The sequence below is a fragment of the Streptomyces sp. NBC_00440 genome, from assembly GCF_036014215.1.
Lineage (GTDB): Bacteria > Actinomycetota > Actinomycetes > Streptomycetales > Streptomycetaceae > Streptomyces.
Map to the genome: position 1 here is coordinate 2,931,815 of NZ_CP107921.1, position 24,089 is coordinate 2,955,903.

Below are 24,089 nucleotides of genomic sequence, written 5' to 3' on the forward strand. Positions count from 1 at the left end.
TCCCGGTGTCCCGGTGTCCCGGCTGTCCCGCCTGTTGCGCCGTACGGTACGTGCTCATAGCCCGGACGTGGCAACTCTGGCACATCTTCCGGACTGCCCGACGGGAGGGTCCGCGAAGGGCAGATCCATCCCTTCCCAGACTGAACGTCCGCATTCACACATGATTGCCGCGAAGTGCCGATTACCGCTCTTCTGCACTTGTTGCCTGAGTTGTTCGGCCCGGCGGTACATGGTGGCGGAGAGGCGAGAACCCCGTACACACCTTGCCCGCACGCTCACACGTTTGGGGGCGCCCCCTCGATCGGGCGTCCGAGAGCCGCGGACGTCATCCCCTCGGGGGCGGGCCGCCGCTGCGAGGGCAACGGGCCGCCCGGCGGGCGGTACTGGACACCGAGCGCGTCAAGTCGGGCGTAGTGCGCGGCCATCCGCCGGCCGAAGTCCGCGAAGTCGCGGGCCGCCGGTTCCGGCAGCTCCGACCAGGCGACCTCCGCGAAGGCCGCGAGCCTCGGGAACACCTGGTAGTCCACCCGGCTCTGGTTCTCCGTCACCTCGGTCCAGACGTTGGCCTGGGTGCCGAGGACGTGTGCGGCGGCCTCGGGGCTCAGCTGGGGCGGTACGGGCTCGAAGCGGTAGACGTCCTCCAGGGTGCGGACGTACCCGATGGGCATCGGCTCGTCCTCGCCGCCGTCCTCCCGGAAGTTCAGATACACCTGCTGCTCGGGGCACATGACAACGTCGTGCCCCGCCTCGGCCGCGGCGATCCCGCCCGCGTAACCGCGCCAGGACGAGACGGCCGCACCGGGTGCGAGACCGCCCTCCAGGATCTCGTCCCAGCCGATGAGACGGCGGCCGCGGTCGGCGAGCCAGCGGTCGAAGTGCAGGATGAACCACGACTGGAGCTCGTCCTCGTCGCCGAGGCCCAGCTCCTCGATCTTCGCCTGGGCGGCCGCCGACTCCTTCCACTGCTCCTTGGGGCACTCGTCGCCGCCGAGGTGGATGAAGGTGGAGGGGAAGAGGGCGAGGACCTCCTCCAGTACGCCTTCGTAGAAGCGCAGCGAACTCTCCGCCGGGGCGAGCACATTGGGGTTGACGCCCCAGGTGTCCCAGACGGTGAGGGCGGCCGTGTCGATGACGTCGGTGTTGCCGAGCTCCGGATAGGCGGCGATGGCGGCCTGCGAGTGGCCCGGGACGTCGATCTCGGGGACGACGGTGATGTGCCGCTCGGCGGCGTACGCGACGATCTCGCGGATGTCGTCCTGGGTGTAGTAACCGCCGTGCGGCTTCTCGTCCCAGAGCGGTGACGCGCGGTGGCCCCACTTCGTACGGGAGCGCCAGGCGCCGACCTCGGTCAGCCGCGGGTAGCGCTTGATCTCGATGCGCCAGCCCTGGTCGTCCGTGAGGTGGAAGTGGAAGACGTTCAGCTTGTGGGCGGCGAGGAGGTCGAGATAGCGCAGGACACCGTCCTTGGGCATGAAGTGCCGTGCCACGTCGAGCATCATGCCGCGCCAGGCGAACCGGGGGCTGTCCTCGATGGCGCAGGCGGGGATCCGCCACGGGGCGCCGGGCCGCAGCGGCGCCCGCCGGAAGGCGCCGGGACCGAGCAGCTGACGGAGTGTCTGCGCTCCCCAGAAGACACCTGCCGCGCTGCCGCCGTCCAGACGGACGCCGTCGCTGCCGACGGACAGCGTGTACGCCTCGGGGCCTGCGCCGGGTACGGGGGCGATCCGCAGCCGGACGGTCCCGCCGGCGGAGCCCGCTCCCTCCGCGGAACCGGAATCAGAACCGGAACCGGAACCCGAACCGGAATCAGAACTCGGACCCGAATCAGAACTCGAATCAGAATGTGGACCGCTCACGGGACCGGCGCCCAGGGGCAGTCCGGTCGCGTCGCCGAGCACCTGCCGCAGCCACCGGGCGACCCCCTCGGTGCCGGGTCCGGCATCGATGACCGTGCCGGCGTCCAGGGTGAACGCGCCGCCGTCCTGCGTCTCCTGTGCGCCGAGGGGCGCGGGAATCAGATCCATGCGCCCATCCTGCCGGACCCACGGCAAGTGGCATAGACCAATTCACCGGGCAGCACAGACGTACAGGCGCACCGCCGGCCGGCCTCCCGGAGGAGGCCGCGGCCGGTCCGTGCGCCTGCGGAGGAGCGGGCCGGGGTGGAGCGGGACGGGTGGAACGGGGCGCTACTTCTTGCCGCCGTCCTTGCCGCCCTTGTCCTTGTCGCCGCCGGCGCCCATGGACTCGTAGATCTCCTTGCACATGGGGCAGACCGGATACTTCTTCGGGTCGCGGCCCGGCACCCAGACCTTGCCGCAGAGTGCGACAACAGGCGTGCCTTCCAGCGCGCTCGCCATGATCTTGTCCTTCTGGACATAGTGGGCGAAGCGCTCGTGGTCGCCGTCGCCGTTCGACACCTGGGGTGTCGGCTCTACGAGGGTCCCCGTACCTGCCCCGCGCTCGGGCTCAAGAGTGCTCATGGGGGCCAAGGGTACTGACTCATTCCGCCTTCAGTTCAGCGAAGGGTCCTCCGGATAGGTGGCGATCATCGCCAGTCCGCTCCGCTGGCGCCTCAGCACCGACCGCCACAGCCCGTCCGGGTCGGGTGACGACACGTCGCCGGGCTCCGAATCCACCACGTACCAGGCCCCCTCCGTCACCTCCGCGGCCAGCTGTCCCGGGCCCCAGCCCGCGTATCCGGCGAAGATCCGCAGCGAGCCGAGCGCCGCCGCGAGCAGTTCGGGCGGGGTCTCCAGATCGACCAGGCCGATCGCGCCGTACACCCGCCGCCAGCCGATGGGGTCGTCCCGGTCGGCGCGGCGCCGCAGCCCCGTGGCCGCGTCGCCCCACGGCCTGCGCCGGGGGGTGGGCTCGTCGATGCCCGGAAACTCGAACGCACCGCCCCCGCTCCTCGCGCCGCCCGGGATCACCGCGATGCCCAGCGCCGAGTCCAGCGAGACCGGGCCGCCCTGGAAGACGACGCCGGGCTCCCCGGTGAGCTGCTCCCAGCCCGCCAGGATGTCACCGACACCGACCGGGGTCGGGCGGTTCAGGACCACCCCGAGCGAGCCCTCCCCGTCATGGTCGAGGACGAGCACCACGGCACGGTCGAAATTCGGGTCCGCCAGGGCGGGAGTGGCCACGAGCAGCCGCCCTGTGAGCGAGGACACCTCCGTCATGGCACACATGATCCCGCACAATCGCGCTCCGTGGGGCCCGGGGCCGGGAACACTTACCCGGCCGCAGCTCAGCGCGGAAGAAGCTCGGCCACGCGGGCAGCCGGGGCGCCTCCGTACGGAGTGACGCGCGGCGGCACGCCGTGACCGATTCCGTACGGAACGTGTTGTAGCGAAGTCATGACGCACGACAGCCCCCCGTTGCCTTATGGAAGGGGGGTCTTCGCCCCTTACTCTGTGAGACTGCCCCTCTGTCCACCCCTCCTCCACCGGAACGCGAGATTCATGACCGGCACTGGCACCGACGATGTCCTGCTCGTCCACGGCGGTAACCCGCTTGAGGGCGAGATCCGCGTTCGCGGCGCGAAGAACCTCGTGCCCAAGGCGATGGTCGCCGCGCTGCTCGGCAGCGGTCCGAGCAGACTGCGCAATGTGCCCGACATCCGGGACGTACGCGTCGTGCGCGGGCTGCTCCAGCTGCACGGTGTGACCGTCCGCCCCGGTGAGGAACCGGGCGAGCTGATCCTCGACCCGTCGCACGTCGAGAGCGCCAACGTCGCGGACATCGACGCCCACGCGGGCTCCTCCCGCATCCCGATCCTCTTCTGCGGCCCGCTGCTGCACCGGCTGGGTCACGCGTTCATCCCCGGTCTCGGCGGCTGCGACATCGGCGGCCGGCCGATCGACTTCCACTTCGAGGTGCTGCGCCAGTTCGGCGCGACGATCGAGAAGCGGGCGGACGGCCAGTACCTGGAGGCCCCGCAGCGGCTGCGCGGCTGCAAGATCCGGCTGCCCTACCCGTCGGTCGGCTCGACCGAGCAGGTGCTGCTGACGGCGGTGCTCGCCGAGGGCGTCACCGAGCTGTCGAACGCCGCCGTGGAGCCGGAGATCGAGGACCTCATCTGCGTGCTGCAGAAGATGGGCGCGATCATCTCGATGGACACCGACCGGACGATCCGGATCACCGGTGTCGACCAGCTCGGCGGCTACAACCACCGGGCGCTGCCGGACCGTCTGGAGGCCGCGTCCTGGGCGTCGGCCGCGCTGGCGACCGAGGGCAACATCTATGTACGCGGCGCCCAGCAGCGCTCGATGATGACGTTCCTCAACACGTTCCGCCGGGTCGGCGGCGCCTTCGAGATCGACGACGAGGGCATCCGCTTCTGGCACCCGGGCGGCCCGCTCAACGCCATCGCGCTGGAGACCGACGTCCACCCCGGTTTCCAGACCGACTGGCAGCAGCCGCTGGTGGTGGCGCTGACCCAGGCGAGCGGCCTCTCCATCGTCCACGAGACGGTGTACGAGTCCCGGCTCGGCTTCACGTCCGCGCTGAACCAGATGGGCGCGCACATCCAGCTCTACCGCGAGTGCCTGGGCGGTTCGGACTGCCGCTTCGGCCAGCGCAACTTCCTGCACTCGGCGGTCGTCAGCGGCCCCACCAAGCTGCAGGGCGCCGACCTGGTCATCCCCGACCTGCGCGGCGGCTTCTCGTACCTGATCGCCGCACTGGCGGCCCAGGGCACGTCACGGGTGCACGGCATCGACCTGATCAACCGCGGCTACGAGAACTTCCTCGACAAGCTGATCGAACTGGGCGCAAAGGTGGAACTGCCGGGCGCGGCACTGGTCTGACGGGCAAAACAAGCCCGTCCTGGGGGCACCTCCCAGCGGTAGCCGGGGGAGCTTGAGGACGAGCGCGCCGAAGGCTGCGCGATACACCCGCACCCTTCGGCGCCGCTCCACCCGTCACCGCTCAGCCACAAGCACCGGATTCTCGTGCGGCAAAAGCGTGCACCGGGCCCCCACCGTCAGCTTCCCCGCCTCCCAGCTCGGCAGATCGGCCTTGAGCGCGACCCCACCATCCGTGGTGAGGTGCAGCCGAGTGGTGGGCCCCAGGAAGGTCGCCACCCGTACGGTCGCCCCGGTCCCCCCGTCCGCGTCCGCCGCGCCGACCGCGAGCCCTTCCGGCCGCAGCAGGACGTCGACCTCCTGGCCGGTGGCCGGCGCGGCCCCGTGGATGGGGAGCCGGCGGCCGAAGAGCTCCACCACTCCCCCGTCCCGCACCGTGCCGGGCAGCCGGTTCATCGTGCCCACGAACTCGGCCACGAACGGCGTCGCCGGGCGTTCGTACAGCTCGGACGGGGCCGCGCACTGCTCAAGCCTGCCGTCCTTCATCACGGCGACGCGGTCCGCCATGGACAGCGCCTCCTCCTGGTCGTGCGTGACGAAGACCGTGGTGATCGCCAGCTCCAGCTGGATGCGGCGGATCTCCTCGCGCAGCGTGAGCCGCACCTTGGCGTCCAGCGCGGACAGCGGCTCGTCGAGGAGCAGCACCTTCGGCTGGACGGCGAGCGCGCGGGCCAGTGCCACGCGCTGCTGCTGGCCGCCGGAGAGCTGGTGCGGGTAGTGGTCCCCGCGGCCGGGGAGGCCGACCAGTTCGAGGAGTTCGGCGGAGCGCGTACGCCGCTCGGCGGCGGCCTTCCCGCGCACCCGCAGCCCGTACGCCACGTTCTCGGCGGCGGTCATGTTCGGGAAGAGGCTGTACGACTGGAACACCATGCCGATGTCGCGCCGGTGGGCGGGGACGGAGGTGACGTCGCGCCCGTCCATCAGCAGCTCGCCGCTGTCCGCGGACTCGAAGCCCGCGATGATGCGCAGCGCGGTGGTCTTCCCGCAGCCGGAGGGCCCGAGCAGGGCCACCAGTTCGCCGGGGCCGATGTCCAGGTCGAGACCGGCGAGTGCCACCGTGGGACCGAAGTCCCTCCGCAGGTTCCTGAGTTGTACGGGAACACTCATCGTGTGGCCTTCCTTCGGTTGCGGCCGCCGGCCAGGGTGGTGAGCAGGAGCAGCAGCCCCCAGCTGATCAGAAGACTCAACATCGCGGCGGCTACGGAGAGTTGGGCCTCACTGTCGCCGACCTGCACCATCCACACGGCGAACGGTGCGAAGCCGAGCACGGAGGCGACGGTGTACTCGCCGAGCACCATGGCCAGGCTGAGCACGGCCCCGCCGATCACCGCGGAGCGCAGGTTCGGTACGACGACCCGCAGCAGGGTCTGGGTGCGCGAGGCGCCCAGGCTCCGGGACGCCTCGACGAGCGTACGGAGGTCGACGGCGCGCAGTCCCGCGTCCAGCGAGCGGTACAGGAACGGCAGCGACATCACCGTGTAGACCAGGACGAGGATCAGCGGGAAGTCCTTGTTCTGCAGGGCCTGGAAGGTCCCGTAGAGCGGGGTCGTGGCGAGGTCCTGCTGCCAGGACAGGACGGTGCTGACGCCCGCGACCAGGGCGATCGGGGGCACCACCAGCGGCATCATGGAGAGGATCTCGACCGTGCGCCGGAGCCCGGGGAAGTACAGGGCGACCGCGACCGTCGTCGGCACCATCAGGGCGAGTCCGAGGACGACGGTGGCGAGTCCGAGCCCCAGCGAGAGCAGCAGACTGCTGGTCATCCCGTCGGAGCCCAGGCCCTTGGTGTACGGGTCGAAGCTGATCCCGTCGGCGTTGTCGACCGTGAACCAGAGCGAGGCCAGGACCGGCACCAGGAAGTAGAGCGCGGCCAGCACGAGCACCGGGACGCGGGTACGCCCGGCCGTGCCTGCTGTCGTCATCCGAGCCATCGGGCACTCCGTCGCTGCAGCGGGATCTGTACGGCCATCACGAGCAGCGCGATCACGACCATGTTGAGGCTCATGGCGAGCGCCAGGTTCTCCTGGCCGGCCAGCACGTTGCCGTTGAGGGCGTTGGAGATCTGGAGGGTGATCAGCGGCACCGAACTCCCCGTCATCACCGCCGCGGTGGCCTGCGAGGCGAAGGCGGTGCCGAACATCAGGACCGCGCCGCCGAGCAGCGAGGGCGTGAGCACCGGGATGCCGATGTGCAGCCAGAACTGCCGTCGGGTGGCTCCGCAGGACGCGGCGGCCTCCTGCCACTGGGTGCGCAGCCCGTCGAGCGCGGGCAGTACGGTCACCACCATCAGCGGGATCATGAAGTAGAGGTAGGCGAGCACCAGACCGGTGAAGCTGTAGAGGCTGAAACCGGTGGAGTGCAGCGACAGCAGCTTGGTGAGCGTGCCGGTGGTGCCGAGGGTGGCGATGAAGGCGAAGGCGAGCGGCGCTCCGCTGAAGTTGGCGAAGACCCCGGAGGCCGCGACCACCGCCTTGCGGAGCGCGGGGCGTCCCGACGAGGCGACGGCCTGAGCGATCAGCGCACCGAAGAGGGTGGCCAGCAGGGCGCTGACGACGGAGAGTTCGACGCTTCCGGTGAGCCCTGTCGCGTACGCACCCGAGAGCGAGTTGCTGACGTTGTCGGTGCCGAACCGGGCGGCGCCGCTCGGGTCGGTGACCATGAAGGCGTTGTACGCCATGGTCCCCGCGGGCAGCCCGAAGCAGAGGGCGAGGAAGACGAAGTACGGGAGGACGACGGGCCAGCGGTGGCGGCCCCGGCGGCGTACGGCCGGTTTCGCTTCGGCGACGACGGCCGCGTCAACGGCTTGGTCGGCCATCGTCAGCTGACCGCCTTGGCCCAGCCCTGCACGATGGCCTCCTTGGCCTTGGCCTCCTGGGCGGGGCTCGCGGTCTTCGCGGTGCCCTCCACGTGCGGAAGCGCCTTGGCGGCCTTGTCGGCGGTGCCGTTCTTCTCCATCACGTCGAGCAGGGCGGGCCGGGAGAAGCCGCGCAGCCAGATGTTCTGGCCCTCGGTGCTGTAGAGGAACTCCATCCACAGCCGGGCGGCCGCCGGGTGCGGGGCGTACTTGTTGACGCCCTGGTTGTAGTAGTTGGAGTACTCGCCATCGGCCGGGGCCGTGACCTTCCAGTCGACGCCCTTGGCCTTCAGCTTCGCGGCGTACCCGAGGTTGAGGTAGTCCCAGTCGATCGAGATGGGCGTCTCGCCCTTCTGGATGGTGGCGAGGGTCGACTCGGCGGGGACGTAGTTGCCCTTCTTCTTCAGCTCCTTGAAGAAGTCGAGGCCGGGCTGTACGTCGTCGAGGGAGCCGCCGTTGGCCAGCGAGGCGGCGAAGACCGCGGCCAGCGCCGAACTGGACTCGCCCGGGTTGCCGTTGAGGGCGACCTTGTCCTTGTACTCGGGCTTCAGCAGGTCCTTGAACGTCTTCGGGCAGTGCGTGACGGCCTTGGCATCGCAGCCGATCGAGATGTAACCGCCGTAGTTGTTCAGATACGAGCCGTCGGCCTGCTTCTGGGCGGCGGGTATGCCGTTCCAGCCGGTGACCTTGTACGGGGCGAGCAGCTTCTGCGCCTTGGCCTGCTGCATGTACGCGGTGCCGAGGTCCAGCGCGTCGACGGCCCGGTCCTGGCCCTTGCGCTTGGCCGCCGCGTTGAGGGCCTGCTGGCTGCTGCCGCCGGGGTTCTCGTTGTTGACCTTGATGCCGTACTTCTTCTCGAAGGCCGAGATCATCTCGCCGTAGTTCGCCCAGTCGGGGGCGAGCGCGTAGACGTTCAGCGTGCCTTCCTTCTTGGCCGCCTTGGCGAGGGCCGCCATCCCGCCGAGGTCCGCTGCCGATTCCGCCTTCGCCGCCTTGCTGTCGGCGGCGTCGGCGGTGGGGGCGGCCCCACAGCCGCTGACCACCGTCGCGGTCGCGAGCACGGCTGCCGCGAGGGATGCGATGCGGGCCGGTCGGGATGGGTTCACGTTGTACTCCTGCGATTCAAGGCCTGTGGTTCTAGGCCAGCCACTTGTCTGGACAAGCCATCAGTCAGTAAGCCTGGGCAAGCTAACAGCAAGAAGGCCGTCGAACAAGCCCGAACGACCCCAAAAAGTGCAGGTCAGAAGCGTTATATAAGTTTTGGTTTAAGATGGCTCGGATCGGTGAGACACATACCTCGAACCTCCGTGGAATGCCTGACGGTGTGTACAGATGACATGATCAGCCGCCGCCCCGGAACCCCGGGCCCACCAGGAGGAGTGACGTGACCCGACGGCATCAGGAGATCGCCGACACTCTCCGCCGTGACCTCGCGGAAGGCCGGTTTCCGGTCGGTTCCGCGCTGCCGTCGGAGACCGAACTGGCCGCGGTGCACGGCGTTTCGCGCGGCACCGTACGGCAGGCCCTGTCGACGCTGCTCGCCGAAGGGCTGCTCGGCTCCCGGCAGGGCACGCGCCACACTGTGCTGAGCACCACACCCAGTCAGAGTTTCAGCGAACTGCGCAGTTTCGCGCAGTGGGCGCGGGCCGGCGGGCACCTCCCCGGCGGGCTCGTCCTGGACTCCGTACGCGGCGGTGCGAGCGCCGAGGAGGCCGCGCTGCTCCAACTGGCACCGGGCGACGGCGTGCTGCGGGTGCTGCGGCTGCGCACCCTGGACGGCGCCCCGGTCCTGCTGGAGCGGACGGTCTACGCGGGCTGGACTGCCGACGCCGTCGAAGCCCTGCCCGCCGACTGCGAGTCCGTCACCCAGCGGCTGCTCGACGACACCGGGCTGGTCTTCGCGCACGGCGAGCACCATCTGGACGCCGTCGCTGCGGGCACCGTCGACGCCCGTGAACTGCGGGTACGCCGCGGCAGCCCGCTGCTGCGGGTGCGGCGCACCACGCTCACCGCCGACGGGCGGCCCGTCGAGACCTCGGACGACCGCTATCGCCCCGGCTCGGTCGTCTTCACCGTACGCAACTCCACACAGGCCAACCCCCTGGCCCGTACCGCACCGGAACAGAAAAGCGAGCCCTCATGACGCTCCCCGCGGCGCTGCTGTGCGACATGGACGGCACCCTGGTCGACACCGAGCACGCCTGGTTGCAGACCGTCGCCCGGCTGCTCAGCGCGCAGGGTGTGCCCGCCGGGCCCGGGGTCCTGGCCGCTTATGCGGGCGCCGCGGTGGCCGACGCCGCGGAACGCGCGGTCCACGAGCACGGCATCGGGCTGACCGTGGCCGACGCCGCCGCCCGCCTCGACCGGGACTTCACGGCCGGTGTGGCCTCCGGTGTCACCGTCCAGCCGGGCGCGCTGCGGCTGCTCGACCAGGCGGCGGCGCTGGGCATCGCGGTGGCCCTGGTCACCGCTTCGGAGCGGCATGTGGCGGACATGGTGCTGGAAGCGCTGGGCGCGCACCGGTTCGCGACGTCCGTGGCCTCGGGCGAATCGGCGCGCGGAAAGCCCCATCCGGACCCGTATCTGACGGCGGCGGCAGCGCTGGGCGCGGATCCGGCCCGGTGTCTGGCCGTGGAGGACACCCCGACGGGGGCAGCGGCGGCGCTGGCCGCCGGGTGCCGCCTGCTGGCGGTCCCCACGGTCCCGGGCATCGCCGAGGGGCCGCGCACCACCCTCGTCGCGTCCCTGACGGCCGTGGACCTGCTGGCGTTCCGCGAGGACGGCGGCCAGAGCTGCTGAGAGGCTGCCGACGCGGCCGACAGAGCTGCGGACAGGCTGCCGGCGCGGTCCGGACATGCCGGAGGGCGGCCCACCCTGCCGGGTGGCCGCCCTCCGTTCTGTGCTCTGCGCTTGGGGACTACTTGCCCTTGGCGGCTTCCTTGAGCTTCGAGCCCGCGGAGACCTTCACGCTGTAGCCGGCGGGGATGTTGATCGGGTCGCCGGTCTGCGGGTTACGCGCGGTGCGAGCGGCACGGTGGGTGCGCTCGAAGGTCAGGAAGCCGGGGATGGTGACCTTCTCGTCGCCCTTGGCGACGATCTCGCCGACCGTCTCGGCGAGAGCGGCCAGAACGGCGTCGGCGTCCTTACGAGTCACCTCGGCACGATCGGCCAGGGCGGCCACCAGCTCACTGCGGTTCATGTTGTTACTCCCGTGTTCTTCTTGCCTGTAAGGCGTGAGATCGAAGCCGATGCTGCCAGGGCCCTAGGACAGTCCCCGGACCCGGGTCTGACGTCAGACCCTCGCGCCCGAATATGCATCCTGCCCCCACCAACGGCGGGAAAGCCAATCCGGCACTCACCGGAGTCACACGAACGCGTCACTGTTCCGGGATGGTGACGCTCCGTCGACTCCGTGAAACCCGGCTGTGGGCGCCCAGGGGCTCATTTCCCGCCACCCTAGAGGGGCGTTTGGGGCCGCGAGTCCCGCGACGCGCCGAGCGTCAGGCGGACGTGGGCCCCGACACAGTCACAGCGGCCGACTTCGCGGCCGACCTGACCGCGTCCGCGACAGCCCCGGCGACCTTGTCGTTGAAGACGGAGGGGATGATGTAGTTCGCGTTCAGCTCGTCCGCGCCGACGACGTCCGCGAGCGCGCCCGCGGCGGCCAGCATCATCTCGGTGTTGACCGTACGGGACTGGGCGTCCAGCAGACCGCGGAAGACACCCGGGAAGACCAGCACGTTGTTGATCTGGTTCGGGAAGTCCGACCGGCCGGTGGCCACAACTGCCGCCGTCTGACGGGCGATCGCCGGGTCGACCTCGGGGTCGGGGTTCGCGAGCGCGAACACGATCGCGCCGTCCGCCATGGCCGCGACGTCGTCGCCGTCCAGCACGTCCGGGGCCGAGACGCCGATGAAGATGTCGGCGCCGACCACGGCCTCCTTCAACGTGCCCGTCACGCCTTCGGGGTTGGTGTTGTCGGCGATCCAGCGCAGCGGCGACTCGGGCTTGGCGTCGACCAGGTCCGTGCGGCCGGCGTGCACCACACCGTGGATGTCGGCGACGACGGCGTGCTTGACGCCCGCGGCCAGGAGCAGCTTCAGAATGGCCGTACCGGCCGCTCCGGCGCCGGACATGACCACCCGGACCTCACTGAACTCCTTGTCCACCACGCGCAGCGCGTTGGTCAGCGCGGCGAGCACGACGATGGCGGTGCCGTGCTGGTCGTCGTGGAAGACCGGGATGTCCAGGGCCTCGCGCAGCCGGGCCTCGATCTCGAAGCAGCGGGGCGCCGAGATGTCCTCCAGGTTGATGCCGGCGAAGCCGGGCGCGATGGCTTTGACGATCTCCACGATCGCGTCGGAGTCCTGGGTGTCGAGGCAGATCGGCCAGGCGTCGATCCCGGCGAAGCGCTTGAAGAGGGCCGCCTTGCCCTCCATGACCGGCAGCGCGGCCATCGGGCCGATGTTGCCGAGCCCCAGCACCGCGGACCCGTCCGTCACCACTGCAACGGAGTTGCGCTTGATGGTGAGCCGGCGGGCGTCCTCGGGGTTGTCCGCGATCGCCATGCAGACGCGGGCCACACCCGGGGTGTAGATCATCGACAGGTCGTCACGGTTGCGGATGGGGTGCTTGGACGCCATCTCGATCTTGCCGCCGAGGTGCATCAGGAAGGTACGGTCGGAGACCTTCCCGAGCTCGACCCCCTCGATGCCCTTGAGCTGCTGCACGATCTGGTCGGCGTGGTCGGTGGAGGAGGCGGCGATGGTGACGTCGATCCGCAGCTTCTCGTGGCCGGAAGCGGTGACGTCGAGACCGGTGACCGAGCCACCGGAGGACTCGACGGCCGTGGTGAGCTGGCTGACCGCGGTCCCGCTCGCGGGAACCTCCAGACGCGCCGTGATCGAGTACGAGACGCTGGGCGCCGTTGCCATGGCCGACTTCCTTTGCTTTTTCCCTGGCTGTTCAGTAAAACGCATCCGATGGTCGCACCTACCAGCCAGTAGCTGGTAATGGGACCTCCGATTCGGAAAGTGTTTTCCACCATACGAGAAAGCACCTGGTCGGGGAAGCCCCGGAGGACCCTCGTTCGCGGAAAGATGCATCCGGGGTGATCACGAAGCGTCACATCAGGTGGTCACGGCGCGTCATATCTCCGGACCGTACGGATCACCCAACAGAAAAGGTCCGCACCACCCGGGGGCGGTACGGACCTTCTTCAACTGAGTGACACCGGCCCGCCATGCTCGCCTCGCGGCAAGTGGTCGCTCGAAGCGACGAAGGTTGGGCCCGGGGGCTTGGATCGAGCCGGTGTCACGACCAGGTTAACAAACCACCCGGGAAAGTGATTCCCCTGCGACACATTGACTCCTGACCTGTCGCAGGGCCCCGCACGGAGCAGGGAAGGAGCAAGGAAGCAGCAGGCAAGGGCGGGGAAATCAGTCCCGCAGCAGATCCGGTACGCCGTCGGCGTCGGGCGCGTCGCCCGCCGCCGAGACCACGGTGAGCTGCTGGGTGGCACGGGTCAGCGCCACGTACAGCACCCGCAACCCGGCCGGTGACTCGTCCGCGATCTCCGCGGGCGACACCACGACCGTCGCGTCGTACTCAAGCCCCTTCGCCTCCAGGCTGCCCAGCGCCACCACCCGGTCCCCGAGGCCGGCCAGCCACTTCCTGGCCTGGTCACGCCGGTTCATGGCGACCACCACACCGACCGTGCCGTCGACCCGGTCCAGCAGCAGCCGTGCCTCCTCCCGCACCGTGCCCGCCAGGTCCCCGTCCGGCACGACCGCGAAGCGCGGCTCGACCCCGGTGGAGCGGACCGCTGACGGCGACTCCATGCCCGGCATGGCCAGTGCGAGAACCTTCGCCGCCAGCTGGGCGATCTCCGCCGGGTTCCGGTAGTTGACGGTCAGGGTGAAACGGCGGCGCGGGCGGGCGCCGAGCGCCTCGTCGCGAGCCTCGGCCGCCTCGTCCGGGGCCGACCACGACGACTGGGCCGCGTCGCCCACGACCGTCCATGTCGCCTGGCGGCCGCGGCGGCCGACCATCCGCCACTGCATGGGCGTCAGGTCCTGCGCCTCGTCGACGATGACATGGGCGTACTCGGTGCGCTCCTGGGCCAGCCGCTCGGCCCGTTCCCACTGGGTCTCCTCGCGGTGCGGCATCAGCTCCTCCAGACCGGTGAGCTGGTCCAGCGGGTCGTACTCGCGCTTCTTCCTGGGCCGGTGCGGGGCGCCCAGCAGCGCCTGGAGCTCGTCCAGGAGCGCCACGTCGTGCACCGACAGCGTCTCGCGCCGGAGCGACCGCGCCAGCTTGCGCACCTCGCCCTGGTTGAGCACCCGGCGGGCCCAGCGGCCGAGCCTGCGCTCGTCGGCCATCGCGGAGAGCACCCCGCGCGGGGTCAGCTCGGGCCACCAGGCGTCCAGGAAGTCGGTGAAGCTGTCCTCGTTCGACACGTCGTCGTCGAAGGACGAACGCAACTCGGCGGCCAGTTCCGGGTCACCCTGGTACGAGGACGCACCCCTGGCCCGGCCGCCCGACTTGGCCCACAGCGCGTCGAGCAGCAGCCGCCGGGCGCGCGGGCGCAGCAGGTTGACGGGCGCGGTGCCGCCGAGGACGTTGTGGCGGATGCGCTGGAGCTCGTCGGATTCGAGTTCGAGCCGGCCGCCGAAGGCGACCACCCGCAGCCGGTCCGGAGTGACGGGAGCCGATGCCGTCTCCGTGTCCTTCCGGTCCGGGGTCCGGCCCGGCTCCTCCGGCCCTTCCGCGTCGCCGAAGGACAGCTGCCCGTCTCCCCCCTGGCCGCCGGAACCGCCCCGGGTCCGCTGCCGTCCCGGACGCTGTGCCGGGTTCTCCAGCGCCCCGCGCGCCGCCTTGCGCAGCACCTGGAGCATCCGCGACGAGCCCTTGATGCGGGCGACGGCCGGATCGTCGTACGCCGTCGCCTCCGCGCCGTCCACCAGCGAGCCGACCGCGCGGATCGCGACCTGGCCCTCCTCGCCGAGCGAGGGCAGCACGCCCTCGGTGTACGCCACGAGCAGCGGCGTCGGCGAGACGATCAGGATGCCGCCCGCGTACTTGCGGCGGTCCTGGTAGAGCAGGTACGCGGCACGGTGCAGCGCCACAGCTGTCTTGCCGGTGCCGGGGCCGCCCGCGACCTCGGTGACGGATGCGGCCGGTGCCCGGATCACGAGGTCCTGCTCGGCCTGGATGGACGAGACGATGTCGCGCATGGTGTGACTGCGGGCCTGCCCGAGCGCGGCCATCAGCGCGCCGTCCCCGACGACGGCCAGCGGGGCGCCGTCCAGCGCCGCGGTCAGCTCGGGACGCATCAGGTCGTCCTCGACCCCGAGAACCTTGCGGCCCTTGGAGCGGATGACCCGGCGGCGTACGACCCGGCCGGGGTCGACCGGGGTCGAGCGGTAGAAGGGTGCCGCAGCCGGCGCCCGCCAGTCGATGACAAGCGGCGAGTAGTCGGAGTCCAGGACCCCGATCCGGCCGATGTGCAGGGTCTCGGCGACATCGGCGGTGTCGTCGGGGCGTACGGCGTCGTCGGCCGGCTCGACGGCAGTGTACGCGCCGTCCGGGCCCTTCTTGCCGTCCTTGCCCTGGAGCAGGTCGATACGTCCGAAGAGGAAGTCCTCGAACTCGTTGTTGAGGCGGTTGAGGTGGATTCCGGCCCGGAAGACCTGGGCGTCCCGCTCGGCGAGTGCGCCGGGCGTGCCGACCTGGCCGCGCTGGGCGGCGTCGTTCATGAGGAATTCAGCCTCGTGGATCTTCTCCTCAAGGCGTCGGTACACCTGATCGAGGTGCTCCTGCTCGGTCGCGATCTCGCGGTCTCTGACCGAGTCGACAGCGGCGTCCTGCGCGGCCACTGAGGCCCCCTTCTTGCATGCATTGGGCGACCGTCAACCTTATGCGAACGGGGAGCGTATGTCAGGCGCCGTTCCGTCGGCGTTCCCGGGGCGTGCTGTGGCTTTCCCTCAGGTGCGGGCCGCGACGGCCGCTCTGCGGCGGTGCCTGGCGACCCGCTCGCGGTTGCCGCAGACCTCGCTGGAGCACCAGCGGCGGCGGTGCCCACGGGAGGTGTCGAGATACAGCCGCCGGCAGTTGTCGCCCGCGCACTGGCGCAGCAGCGCGCGGGCCCCGGGGTCGGTGAGCAGTTCGACGGCGTCGCGGGCGACGACGGCGAGCAGGGCGTCGCGCTCGGGGGCGGCCGCCAGCTCCCTGACGAGCCGGCCGCCCTCATCGCGTACCGCCCGCAGTCCCGGAGGCGGGCCTGCCGCCCGGGCGTTGACCTCGCCCAGTGCCCGTTCCGCCGGGCGGCCCGCGACCTCGGCCCTTATCAACTCGGTCAGGTACGAACGGAGTTCGGTGAAGGCGTGCAGCCAGTCGGCACCGAGTGCCGGGAGCGGGGTGCCGGCCGGGACGAGCCCGGCGCCGGTCAGCCAGGCGGCGAGCCGCCGCCCGCAGTCGAGTTGTTCAACGGAATCCGTCCCTGTCGCCACCAGGTCCAGGCAGATGCGCCCGGAGTCGAACCGCAGCTCGTACGCGTGCGAACCCATACCTCTTACAGTGCCCGGCGACGTGCCGCCCCGTAACCCCCGCCGCCGGCGCGCTTGACGCGTACTCCTGATCGGATACGCCTGGCCGGGGACCGGCTTCAGTTCCGGTCGTGCAGGATGCGCTGGAAGAGCCGGTGGTCGCGCCACTCGCCGTTGATGTGCAGATAGCGGGGCACCACCCCGTAGGTCTCGAAGCCGCACTTGACGAGCACCCGTTGCGAGGCAACGTTGTCGAGCACCGTCCCGGCCTCGACGCGGTGCAGCCCGAGCTCGTCGCGGGCGATCCGGCAGACCTCCTCGACCGCGCCGGACGCCACGCCCCGGCCGGTCCAGCCGGCGTCGACCCAGTAGCCGACGACCCCGCTGCAGAGCGGTCCCATGATGATGCTGTTGAGGGTGATGCTCCCCACGATGTTCCCGGTGCCGGTCTCCTCCAGCACCCACGGCATCGCCCGCCCGGCGTCGCGGTCGGCCAGCGAGACCCGGAGGCGCTCCAGCTGTCCGTCGGCGGTGTAGAAGGACTCGGGCCTGGCCGGGTCCCAGGGGCGCATGTGCTCACGGTTGCGGTTGAGGACGGTGGCGAGGGCTTCGGCATCGGAGAGCTCGACCGGGCGCAGCCGGATTCCTTCGGTCATCATTCCGGCACGGTAACGCCGAGGGCCCTCCGCACGGCCGCCGGGTCGGCCCCGGGGGGCACCCCGTGGCCCCGGACCACGCCCTGCCGCCCCTCAGCCGCCGTCGCCATCGCCGTACGTCATGTCCGCCGCCGGGTCGATGGCCAGGCGGTAGCCGCGCTCGGCCACGGTCCGGATCGGATCCGCCGGTCCCAGTGCCGTCCGCAGCGGGCCCATCGCCGCCTCCACGGCATGCTCGTCGCGGTCCGCGCCCGGGAGCGCCGCCAGCAGGTCCGCGCGGGACACCACCGAGCCGGGGTCGCTCGCGAGCGCGCGCAGCAGCGCCATCCCCTCCGGGGGTACGGGGTGCAGCGCACCGTCCACCAGGACCGCCTGGCCCCGGACCTCGATCCGGTGGCCCGCGACGGACAACTTGGCCGCCCGGGCGGGAAGTTCCTCGCAGAGGACCTGGACCAGCGGCCCGAGCCGGAAGCGTTCCGGCTGGAGCGTGTCGATGCCCTGCGCCTGGAGGGGCAGCGCCGTGACCGGACCGACGCAGACCGCCGGCACGTCGTGGCCGAGCGCGGCGAGCAGGTCGGCCCGCAGCCCGCGTGCCTCCGCGCGGGCCAGCAGCGAGGTGGCTGCGGGCGCACTGGTGAAGGTCAGGGCGTCGACCGCCCCGGCGAGCGTCGCGTCGAGCAGCCGGTCGAGCGGGGCGATGTCCTCGGGCGGCATCCACCGGTACACCGGTACGCCGACCACCTCCGCGCCCGCACCCCGCAGCGCCTCCACAAAGCCGGTCAGCGGGTCGCCGTGCAGCTGCACCGCGATCCGGCGGCCCGCGACACCCTGCGCGAGCAGCCGGTCGAGCACTTCGGCCATCGACTCGGAGGCGGGCGACCAGTCCTCGCGCAGTCCGGCTGCCCGGATCGCGCCCTTGACCTTGGGCCCGCGCGCGAGGATCTCCGCTCCGCGCAGCCGCCCGGCCAGCGCCTCGCCGAGGCCCCAGCCGTCAGCGGCCTCGACCCAGCCACGGAAGCCGACCGCGGTGGTCGCGATCACGATGTCCGGCGCGACGCCGATCAACTCGTCCGTGGCGGAGCGGAGTTCACTGTCGTCGGCGAGCGGCACGATGCGCAGGGCGGGCGCGTGCAGGACCAGGGCACCACGCCGCTGGAGCAGCGCGATGAACTCCTCCGCGCGCCGGGCGGCGGTGACGCCGACGGTGAACCCGGCGAGTGGGCCCTGCTCGGGCGGTGCGGTGTCGTGCATGGTGCGTGGGCCTCCCAGGAGCGCGTGACGGGCCCGGCGACGGTATACCGCCGGGGCCACGTCGGAACAAGCGACGCAGCAGCCCGAGGCGTGGGGCCAGACCAGACAGGCAGGCGGGCAGGGGGGGCAGGGGGGGGCAGGGGGGGCAGGGGGGCAGGGGGGCAGTTCAGCCGGCCGGCTGCTCCCGAGCGCGTGCGCGCCGCGCGCCGTCCGGCCAGAGCCGCGGGCCGCGGCCGGCCGCCAGGTCCTCGATCCAGCCGACGGCCAGCACGGTCAGCCCGATCAGCGGCCACACCGCGAGGAACATCCACACGTTGTACGTAGCGGTCAGCGCGGAGTCGAACCGGCCCTCGATGAACGGCACGTTGTACAGCTGGTCGACGACCGGCACGGTGGCCATGATGAGCGCGTTGTGCCAGAGGTAGATGGTCACCGCACGGTTGTTGGTGAGCGTGATCACCTTGTCGAACCGGGCCAGCCGGGGCGGCAGTTGGCGCCAGGACGGCGCGTACGCGAGGAGCAGCGCGCAGGCCCCGAACGACCAGGTGGCCTGGGCGAGCGGGATGTCGTTGAGGTCCCAGCCGTCGGGCCCGAGGTGGCCGTGCGCCCACCAGAGGCCGAACGCCATGACGGGGACGGCGCAGGACACCAGGAAGTAGCGCGGCACCTTCTTGAGCAGCCCGTCCTGGTGGGCGAAGCCCAGGATCCAGCAGGAGCCGTAGACAGCGAAGTCGGTGAGGGCGAGGCCCGGTTCACCGGGCACGGTCACCAGTCCGGTGCCGACGACCGCGGTCAGCGCGAGCGGCGCGAGCAGCGTCGGCCAGGGCAGCCTGCGAAAGGCCCTCAGCAGCAGCGGCGACAGCAGCACGAACCAGAGGTAGGCCCGCAGATACCAGAGCGGACCCACCGCCTGGTCGGGCCAGTCCAGGTCCAGCCAGCCGGACGCGGAGCCGAGCGAGTCGGGGTAGGGCGGGGCTCCGACCGGCACGAGGTAGAGCAGCACCTTGGTGACGGAGGGCCGCCACCCGGCGTACGCCATCATCCCGACCATCAGCGCGCCGAACGCCCACATCGGCGGCAGCAGCCGGCGGACCCGGCCGCGGATCACTCCCAGGGCGGGGCGGCTCAGTGAGCGTGCCATCAGGGAGCCCGCGAGGGCGAACATGACGCCCATGGAGGGGAAGACGATCGACAGCCAGGCCCAGCCGAACAGGTGGTAGAAGACGACACGGACCAGGGCGGTGGTCCGGAGCAGATCGAGGTAGCGGTCGCGGCCCGAGGAGGGAAGGCCGGGGTGAGGACCGGAGCCGGAGCCGGGTGCGGATCCAGGGGCCCGACCGGCCGGCTGAAAGGCCTGTACGGGACCGGCAGCAGCGGGGACGGGACCGGGGCCGGCAGCAGCGGGGACGGACGCCGGTGTGGTGGCGCTCATACGACAGGCCTCGGGTTCTCGCTCGGGTGGTTCCCGCTGGGGTGGTTCTCGCTGGGACGGTGCTCACTTGGGTGGTTCTCGCTGGAGCGGCTGTCACTCGGGCGGCTGTCACTGCTGGTGCTCGCCGCGACCACTCCCGTACGGCGCAGCTTCTGCCACCGCAGCCGGCCGCCGGTGAGAGCAGTGATCCATGACTGGAGCAGCACCACGTACATCAACTGCCGGTACAGGATCTGCTGGAGCGGCAGCGAGACGAGATGGCGCATCCGTTCGCGGTCGAGCCGGAACGCGTACGCGGCGCACACGGCCTGGACGGAGAGCACGGCGAGCCACGCGAGCACCGTCTTCTCCGTCGGGCCGAAGATCAGCCCGTACAGCAGGAAGACGTCGATGAGCGGGGCCAGCAGCGGTGCCAGCACCATGAAGAGCGCGACCAGCGGCAGGCCGACCCGGCCGAACCGCCCGGAAGGCCCGCGCCCGACCAGGGCGCGGCGGTGCTTCCAGATCGCCTGCATGGTGCCGTACGACCAGCGGTAGCGCTGCGACCAGAGCTGCTGGACGCTCTCGGGGGCCTCGGTCCAGGCGCGGGCGTTCTCCGCGTAGACCACGCGCCAGCCGTCGCGGTGCAGGGCCATGGTGATGTCGGTGTCCTCGGCGAGGGTGTCCTCGCTCAACCCGCCGACGCGGTCCAGGGCGGTGCGGCGGAAGGCGCCGACGGCTCCGGGGATGGTGGGCATACAGCCCAGGACGTCGTACATCCGGCGGTCCAGGTTGAAGCCCATCACGTACTCGATGTGCTGCCAGGCGCCGATGAGGCTGTCCCTGTTGCCGACCTTGGCGTTCCCGGCGACCGCGCCGACCGCCGGGTCACCGAACGGCTGCACCAGTTCGCGCACGGTGGCCGCTTCGAAGACGGTGTCGCCGTCCATCATCACGACGAGGTCGTGCCGGGCGTGCGCGATGCCGTTGTTGAGGGCTGTGGCCTTGCCCGCGTTGCGCTGGCGCACGACCCGGACGCCGGGCAGCCGCAGCGCTTCCACGAGGTCCGCCGTACCGTCCGACGAGCCGTCGTCGATGACGACGACCTCGACGGGGTGGTCGCTCTCGGCGAGCGAGCGGACCGTACTGACGATGCAGGCACGTTCGTTGTACGCGGGGACCAGCACCGATACGGGTTCGGTGACCGGTGGCCCCCAGCGGAAGTCCGGTGCGCGGACCTTGCGGGCGTGGACGAACGAGAGCACCAGCATCAGTCCGAAGCGGGCGAACACCAGCACACCCACGACGGCGAGGCAGCCGATCAGTACGCCGGAGACATCGTCGGAGAGCCCGACCGCGAAGACGAACGCCTTGCCGCGCCACAGTTCGGCCCCGCTCACCGGGGTCTGCGCGGATGGCGCGCCCAGCGCGTCGGTGAGGCTGGCGAACTGGTAGCCCTTGCGCTGGAGTTCGGGCAGATAGCGGCCGAGCGCGGCGACGGTCTGGGCCCTGTTGCCGCCCGAGTCGTGCATGAGGACGATCGCGCCCCGGCCGCCCTCGGGGGTGGCGTTGCGCAGGATGGTGGGGACGCCGGGACGCTGCCAGTCCTCGCTGTCGATGGAGTCGAGCACGGTGATGTAGCCGCGGCTGCCGATGTACTTCACGACCGGCCAGTTCTTGTCGTCCAGCGCGTCGGCGAACGACGAGTAGGGCGGCCGGAAGAGCGAGGACCGGATACCGGCGGCGCCGGCGAGGGCCAGCTGGGTCTGTGAGAGCTCCCGGTCGATACGGCTCTTCGACTGGTACGAGAGGTCGGGGTGGTTGAAGGTGTGCACGCCGACCTCGTGGCCCTCGTCGACCATGCGCCTGACCAGGGCGGGGTAGCGGGAGGCCATGGTGCCGGTGACGAAGAAGACGGCGTGCGCGTGGTACTTCTTCAGCTCGTCGAGGACCTTCGGGGTCCACTCCGGGTCGGGCCCGTCGTCGAAGGTCAGGACGATCCGGTGGTCGGGGATGCGCAGGCTGGTGGGCTCGCCCTTGCCCCGGGCGTCGATGACCGGGCCGCCGTTGAGGATGTGGTCGGGGACGTCGCCGGTCGGCGCCGGTGGCCGGACCCGGTGGTCGGCGACGATCTCGCTGTGGACGTAGCCGCGCATCACGAGCATGCCGAAGAGCGCGACGAGCAGGAGCAGCGGCAGGAGGTACCGCATGGGCGGCCTGCGCCGGCGGACGGTCCGCTTGGCGGGGGTGGAGACGGAAGCGGGAGCGGGGGTGGAGACGGAGGCGGGGGCGGAGACGGGGGCTGGCTTCGTCGGCCGGGTGGGCCTCTTGGCTTGTACGGCCCTCGGTCCTCGGGCTGTTCTCATTGCTTACGGTGCGCTCTCTGGGGATGCGGACTGCTCGGATCCGGTCGGCGCGGTCGCGCTGCCCGAAGGGGCCGGTGCGGACGGCGACGACGTGTGGCCGCCACCGGACGGCGGACCGGACACCACGGGCGCCGGCCCCGTGGAGCCGCCCCCGGGGCCCCGGACGGGCGGCGCAGGTTTGCCGGACTTGCCTGACTTACCCGACTTTCCTGACTTGGCGGCCTTGCTGGGCGGGGCGCTTCGGGCACCGGGGGGCGTGGGCGTGACCCGTACCCCGTGGGCGACGACGGTGACCGGTTTTGGCGCCCCGGTGGACGCCACGTCCACCGGTACGGGTGCGGGCGTCACACCCGGACCGCCCTGCCCCGGCGCCGGGGACGCCACAGATCCGGCCGGGATCCTGACGGTGTCCGCCTTCTTCCCGGCGGAGGGCCCGGGGATCAGCAGCCAGGGGGCGGCGGAATCCCCGCCGACGACGGCGAACACCAGCAGCACCGCGTAGGAGGCGCAGGCGAAGGCGAGAAACCAGCCGATACGGCGGTACTTACGGCCCCGGCGGCCACTGGCGTCCACGAAGACGGGACTGTCGGTGACCGAGGGCACGTCCCCACCGTCCGGCACCGCACGCACCTCGCCCGCTTCAGGCACTCCGCCCGTCCCAGGCATCTGGCGCACCTCGCGCACCTCACGCCCCTGACCGACGCGGGTCGGCGGACCAGGAACGGGGACGGGGACGAGGTCGGCGCCGGGCCCGGAGCCCGAGCTGCGGTCACCGGCGCCGGGTCCGGGACCGGCGCCGGGTCCAGGTCCGGGTCCGGGTCCGGGCAACTCCCGCCCCAGCCCATCGAGTTGAACCGTCACATCATGCGGTTCATGCATCCGCCCGAAACGGGCGCCTTCTCGCCATTTTTCCACCGCTGTCCACACATCCCCCCAAGGTCGATTCACTGCGCGTCATTGACCGGACGGATACCGCCGGGCCGAGTCCCCACCCAGGCCCGAGCGCCCCCTACGCTGCTCGTCCGGTGGGCGAATCTAGCGCAGCTTCAAGCCACTTCAGGACGCTTGTTCACAGTTGCTCATATCGACCCCTGATCTGCCCGCACATCGCCATGTCCACGGCAGGGAGCCAGGCCCCAGCAGGCATGTCCAGCCAGCCATGAGAGGCCACACCCTCGTCGATCGCCTGATGAAGTGCACTGAGTCCCGGGTGTCGCAAGAATTTTCGCCATACGAGCGAGATCGGTGACAGCGGTACGGGCTCGACCAGAGGACGCAGCACCATGCCGGGGACCCCGATGAACACCGTGCTCGCCAGCACCGACCAGCGGCGTTTGCGAATCACACGCGCAAACTCCTCCTCCCCGTCGATCTCCGGGAAGGACTCCGCCAGCGCGATCCCCCGCCCGGCGAACAGCCGTGCCGCCAGATCGGTCCACTCCGCGGTGGCTGGATTTCCCGCCGCGGCATAGAGCGTCTCCCCTGCCAGCGCGTCCAGCGGAACCTCGTCGAGGCCGGCGAGACGGTGCTCTTCGGGCAGCAGGACGGCCATCCGTTCGAACCGGACCGGTCGATGGCCGAGCAGATCGAGCACCTCCGGAGCGAGCCCGGCGATCCGGCCGGCCGAGACATCGAGGCGGCCCGCCACGATCTCCGCCGCTCCCCCCGTCAGACCACTGTGGAACCGCGCCACGAACTCGACATCGGGCGCGATCTCCCGGGCCCGCGCCAGCAACCGCGAGGCCGTGCTGACCGGGGATCCCACATCCACCAGCAGGGGGCGCTCGTCATGCGTCCAGGCCGCCGCCAGCTCGTCGTACGCGGCGAGCACCCGCCGGGCGTACGGCAGCAGCCGCACACCGTCAGCCGTGAGCGAGACCTGCCGGGTGGTCCGTACGAACAGCTCGGCCCCCAACTCCCGCTCCACCCGCCGCACATCCCGGCTCAGCGCCTGCTGCGCCACATAGAGACGGGCGGCAGCGCGGGTGAAATGCAGATCCTCCGCGACGGCGACAAAGGCACGCAGCAGACGGGGGTCGATATCCGGGAGGCGCTGAGGCATCCGCCGAACTTACAACGGAACTGCGTCAATCGGCCCCGAACAGGTGTTGGACCACATCAGGGCGAGCCCGAGAACCTG

Annotated in this window: 20 protein-coding genes; 3 read left to right on the forward strand and 17 right to left on the reverse strand. The window is 71.0% G+C overall.

Annotation, left to right across the window (positions count from 1 at the left end; all coding sequences use genetic code 11):
* Positions 1 to 275: 275 nt before the first annotated feature.
* The 3 genes from OHB13_RS13135 to OHB13_RS13145 all read right to left on the reverse strand — a co-directional run bounded on the left by OHB13_RS13135 (position 276) and on the right by OHB13_RS13145 (position 3,179).
* Positions 276 to 2,024, reverse strand: a complete 1,749-nt coding sequence (locus OHB13_RS13135; protein WP_328377209.1) for a beta-N-acetylhexosaminidase — start codon at positions 2,022 to 2,024, stop codon at positions 276 to 278.
* A 162-nt stretch (positions 2,025 to 2,186) separates the two neighbouring features.
* Positions 2,187 to 2,480, reverse strand: a complete 294-nt coding sequence (locus OHB13_RS13140; protein ID WP_164266014.1) for a DUF3039 domain-containing protein — start codon at positions 2,478 to 2,480, stop codon at positions 2,187 to 2,189.
* A 30-nt stretch (positions 2,481 to 2,510) separates the two neighbouring features.
* Positions 2,511 to 3,179: a YqgE/AlgH family protein gene (locus OHB13_RS13145; RefSeq protein WP_401609157.1), complete on the reverse strand. Its 669-nt coding sequence runs from the start codon at positions 3,177 to 3,179 to the stop codon at positions 2,511 to 2,513.
* A 282-nt stretch (positions 3,180 to 3,461) separates the two neighbouring features.
* On the opposite strand from OHB13_RS13145, the gene murA reads away from it, so the two are divergent.
* Positions 3,462 to 4,808 carry a UDP-N-acetylglucosamine 1-carboxyvinyltransferase gene (murA, locus tag OHB13_RS13150; protein ID WP_164266016.1) on the forward strand — a complete coding sequence of 449 codons (1,347 nt, stop codon included), beginning with the start codon at positions 3,462 to 3,464 and terminating at the stop codon, positions 4,806 to 4,808.
* A gap of 114 nt (positions 4,809 to 4,922) precedes the next feature.
* On the opposite strand, the gene OHB13_RS13155 is transcribed toward murA, so the two are convergent.
* The 4 genes from OHB13_RS13155 to OHB13_RS13170 are packed head-to-tail and all read right to left on the reverse strand — an operon-like array spanning position 4,923 to position 8,825.
* The gene (locus OHB13_RS13155; protein WP_328377211.1) at positions 4,923 to 5,972 is read right to left on the reverse strand and encodes an ABC transporter ATP-binding protein; all 1,050 of its coding nucleotides are present in this window, start codon (positions 5,970 to 5,972) and stop codon (positions 4,923 to 4,925) included.
* A complete protein-coding gene (locus tag OHB13_RS13160; protein WP_401609152.1) occupies positions 5,969 to 6,796 on the reverse strand; it encodes an ABC transporter permease in 828 nt (275 codons plus the stop codon). Before OHB13_RS13160 ends, OHB13_RS13155 begins: the two co-directional genes overlap by 4 nt.
* A complete protein-coding gene (locus tag OHB13_RS13165; protein ID WP_266856515.1) occupies positions 6,784 to 7,680 on the reverse strand; it encodes an ABC transporter permease in 897 nt (298 codons plus the stop codon). The genes OHB13_RS13160 and OHB13_RS13165 overlap by 13 nt, the downstream gene beginning before the upstream one ends.
* Positions 7,681 to 7,682: 2 nt before the next feature.
* Positions 7,683 to 8,825 (reverse strand): ABC transporter substrate-binding protein, encoded by a 1,143-nt coding sequence (locus OHB13_RS13170; RefSeq protein WP_401609149.1) that lies wholly within the window; start codon positions 8,823 to 8,825, stop codon positions 7,683 to 7,685.
* A gap of 278 nt (positions 8,826 to 9,103) precedes the next feature.
* On the opposite strand from OHB13_RS13170, the gene OHB13_RS13175 reads away from it, so the two are divergent.
* Both OHB13_RS13175 and OHB13_RS13180 read left to right on the forward strand, forming a co-directional pair.
* Positions 9,104 to 9,862: a GntR family transcriptional regulator gene (locus tag OHB13_RS13175; protein ID WP_266856513.1), complete on the forward strand. Its 759-nt coding sequence runs from the start codon at positions 9,104 to 9,106 to the stop codon at positions 9,860 to 9,862.
* On the forward strand, positions 9,859 to 10,518 hold the full coding sequence (locus tag OHB13_RS13180) for an HAD family hydrolase (RefSeq protein ID WP_266856511.1): 660 nt from the start codon (positions 9,859 to 9,861) through the stop codon (positions 10,516 to 10,518). Before OHB13_RS13175 ends, OHB13_RS13180 begins: the two co-directional genes overlap by 4 nt.
* A 118-nt stretch (positions 10,519 to 10,636) precedes the next feature.
* Here the strand turns inward: OHB13_RS13180 and OHB13_RS13185 are convergent, their stop codons facing one another.
* The 10 genes from OHB13_RS13185 to OHB13_RS13230 form a co-directional block, all read right to left on the reverse strand.
* A complete protein-coding gene (locus tag OHB13_RS13185; protein WP_003968811.1) occupies positions 10,637 to 10,918 on the reverse strand; it encodes an HU family DNA-binding protein in 282 nt (93 codons plus the stop codon).
* Positions 10,919 to 11,219: 301 nt separating this feature from the next.
* Complete coding sequence (locus OHB13_RS13190) at positions 11,220 to 12,653, reverse strand: NAD-dependent malic enzyme (RefSeq protein ID WP_266856509.1); 1,434 nt, start codon at positions 12,651 to 12,653, stop codon at positions 11,220 to 11,222.
* A gap of 504 nt (positions 12,654 to 13,157) precedes the next feature.
* Complete coding sequence (locus tag OHB13_RS13195; protein WP_328377212.1) at positions 13,158 to 15,596, reverse strand: HelD family protein; 2,439 nt, start codon at positions 15,594 to 15,596, stop codon at positions 13,158 to 13,160.
* Between the two features lie 108 nt (positions 15,597 to 15,704).
* Entirely contained in the window at positions 15,705 to 16,286 is a 582-nt protein-coding gene (locus OHB13_RS13200) for a CGNR zinc finger domain-containing protein (RefSeq protein WP_328377213.1), read from the reverse strand.
* Between the two features lie 98 nt (positions 16,287 to 16,384).
* Positions 16,385 to 16,924, reverse strand: coding sequence for a GNAT family N-acetyltransferase (locus OHB13_RS13205; RefSeq protein WP_328377214.1), 540 nt, complete (start codon positions 16,922 to 16,924; stop codon positions 16,385 to 16,387).
* 90 nt (positions 16,925 to 17,014) lie between these two features.
* Positions 17,015 to 18,172 carry a uroporphyrinogen-III synthase gene (locus OHB13_RS13210; RefSeq protein ID WP_328377215.1) on the reverse strand — a complete coding sequence of 386 codons (1,158 nt, stop codon included), beginning with the start codon at positions 18,170 to 18,172 and terminating at the stop codon, positions 17,015 to 17,017.
* A gap of 166 nt (positions 18,173 to 18,338) precedes the next feature.
* The gene (locus OHB13_RS13215) at positions 18,339 to 19,604 is read right to left on the reverse strand and encodes an acyltransferase family protein (RefSeq protein ID WP_328377216.1); all 1,266 of its coding nucleotides are present in this window, start codon (positions 19,602 to 19,604) and stop codon (positions 18,339 to 18,341) included.
* A complete protein-coding gene (locus tag OHB13_RS13220; RefSeq protein WP_328377217.1) occupies positions 19,601 to 21,793 on the reverse strand; it encodes a bifunctional polysaccharide deacetylase/glycosyltransferase family 2 protein in 2,193 nt (730 codons plus the stop codon). The genes OHB13_RS13215 and OHB13_RS13220 overlap by 4 nt, the downstream gene beginning before the upstream one ends.
* A gap of 159 nt (positions 21,794 to 21,952) precedes the next feature.
* Complete coding sequence (locus tag OHB13_RS13225; RefSeq protein ID WP_328377218.1) at positions 21,953 to 22,615, reverse strand: hypothetical protein; 663 nt, start codon at positions 22,613 to 22,615, stop codon at positions 21,953 to 21,955.
* A gap of 403 nt (positions 22,616 to 23,018) precedes the next feature.
* The gene (locus tag OHB13_RS13230) at positions 23,019 to 24,011 is read right to left on the reverse strand and encodes a LysR family transcriptional regulator (protein WP_328377219.1); all 993 of its coding nucleotides are present in this window, start codon (positions 24,009 to 24,011) and stop codon (positions 23,019 to 23,021) included.
* Between the last annotated feature and the right edge of the window lie 78 nt (positions 24,012 to 24,089).

What these genes read in the sequence shown, in the direction of transcription:
- OHB13_RS13135 (WP_328377209.1), bottom strand. Translation starts at nt 2,024, where the DNA reads ATGGATCTGATTCCCGCGCCCCTCGGCGCACAGGAGACGCAGGACGGC.
- OHB13_RS13140 (WP_164266014.1), bottom strand. Translation starts at nt 2,480, where the DNA reads ATGAGCACTCTTGAGCCCGAGCGCGGGGCAGGTACGGGGACCCTCGTA.
- OHB13_RS13145 (WP_401609157.1), bottom strand. Translation starts at nt 3,179, where the DNA reads ATGACGGAGGTGTCCTCGCTCACAGGGCGGCTGCTCGTGGCCACTCCC.
- murA (WP_164266016.1), top strand. Translation starts at nt 3,462, where the DNA reads ATGACCGGCACTGGCACCGACGATGTCCTGCTCGTCCACGGCGGTAAC.
- OHB13_RS13155 (WP_328377211.1), bottom strand. Translation starts at nt 5,972, where the DNA reads ATGAGTGTTCCCGTACAACTCAGGAACCTGCGGAGGGACTTCGGTCCC.
- OHB13_RS13160 (WP_401609152.1), bottom strand. Translation starts at nt 6,796, where the DNA reads ATGGCTCGGATGACGACAGCAGGCACGGCCGGGCGTACCCGCGTCCCG.
- OHB13_RS13165 (WP_266856515.1), bottom strand. Translation starts at nt 7,680, where the DNA reads ATGGCCGACCAAGCCGTTGACGCGGCCGTCGTCGCCGAAGCGAAACCG.
- OHB13_RS13180 (WP_266856511.1), top strand. Translation starts at nt 9,859, where the DNA reads ATGACGCTCCCCGCGGCGCTGCTGTGCGACATGGACGGCACCCTGGTC.
- OHB13_RS13185 (WP_003968811.1), bottom strand. Translation starts at nt 10,918, where the DNA reads ATGAACCGCAGTGAGCTGGTGGCCGCCCTGGCCGATCGTGCCGAGGTG.
- OHB13_RS13190 (WP_266856509.1), bottom strand. Translation starts at nt 12,653, where the DNA reads ATGGCAACGGCGCCCAGCGTCTCGTACTCGATCACGGCGCGTCTGGAG.
- OHB13_RS13200 (WP_328377213.1), bottom strand. Translation starts at nt 16,286, where the DNA reads ATGGGTTCGCACGCGTACGAGCTGCGGTTCGACTCCGGGCGCATCTGC.
- OHB13_RS13205 (WP_328377214.1), bottom strand. Translation starts at nt 16,924, where the DNA reads ATGATGACCGAAGGAATCCGGCTGCGCCCGGTCGAGCTCTCCGATGCC.
- OHB13_RS13210 (WP_328377215.1), bottom strand. Translation starts at nt 18,172, where the DNA reads ATGCACGACACCGCACCGCCCGAGCAGGGCCCACTCGCCGGGTTCACC.
- OHB13_RS13215 (WP_328377216.1), bottom strand. Translation starts at nt 19,604, where the DNA reads ATGAGCGCCACCACACCGGCGTCCGTCCCCGCTGCTGCCGGCCCCGGT.
- OHB13_RS13220 (WP_328377217.1), bottom strand. Translation starts at nt 21,793, where the DNA reads ATGCGGTACCTCCTGCCGCTGCTCCTGCTCGTCGCGCTCTTCGGCATG.
- OHB13_RS13225 (WP_328377218.1), bottom strand. Translation starts at nt 22,615, where the DNA reads ATGCCTGGGACGGGCGGAGTGCCTGAAGCGGGCGAGGTGCGTGCGGTG.
- OHB13_RS13230 (WP_328377219.1), bottom strand. Translation starts at nt 24,011, where the DNA reads ATGCCTCAGCGCCTCCCGGATATCGACCCCCGTCTGCTGCGTGCCTTT.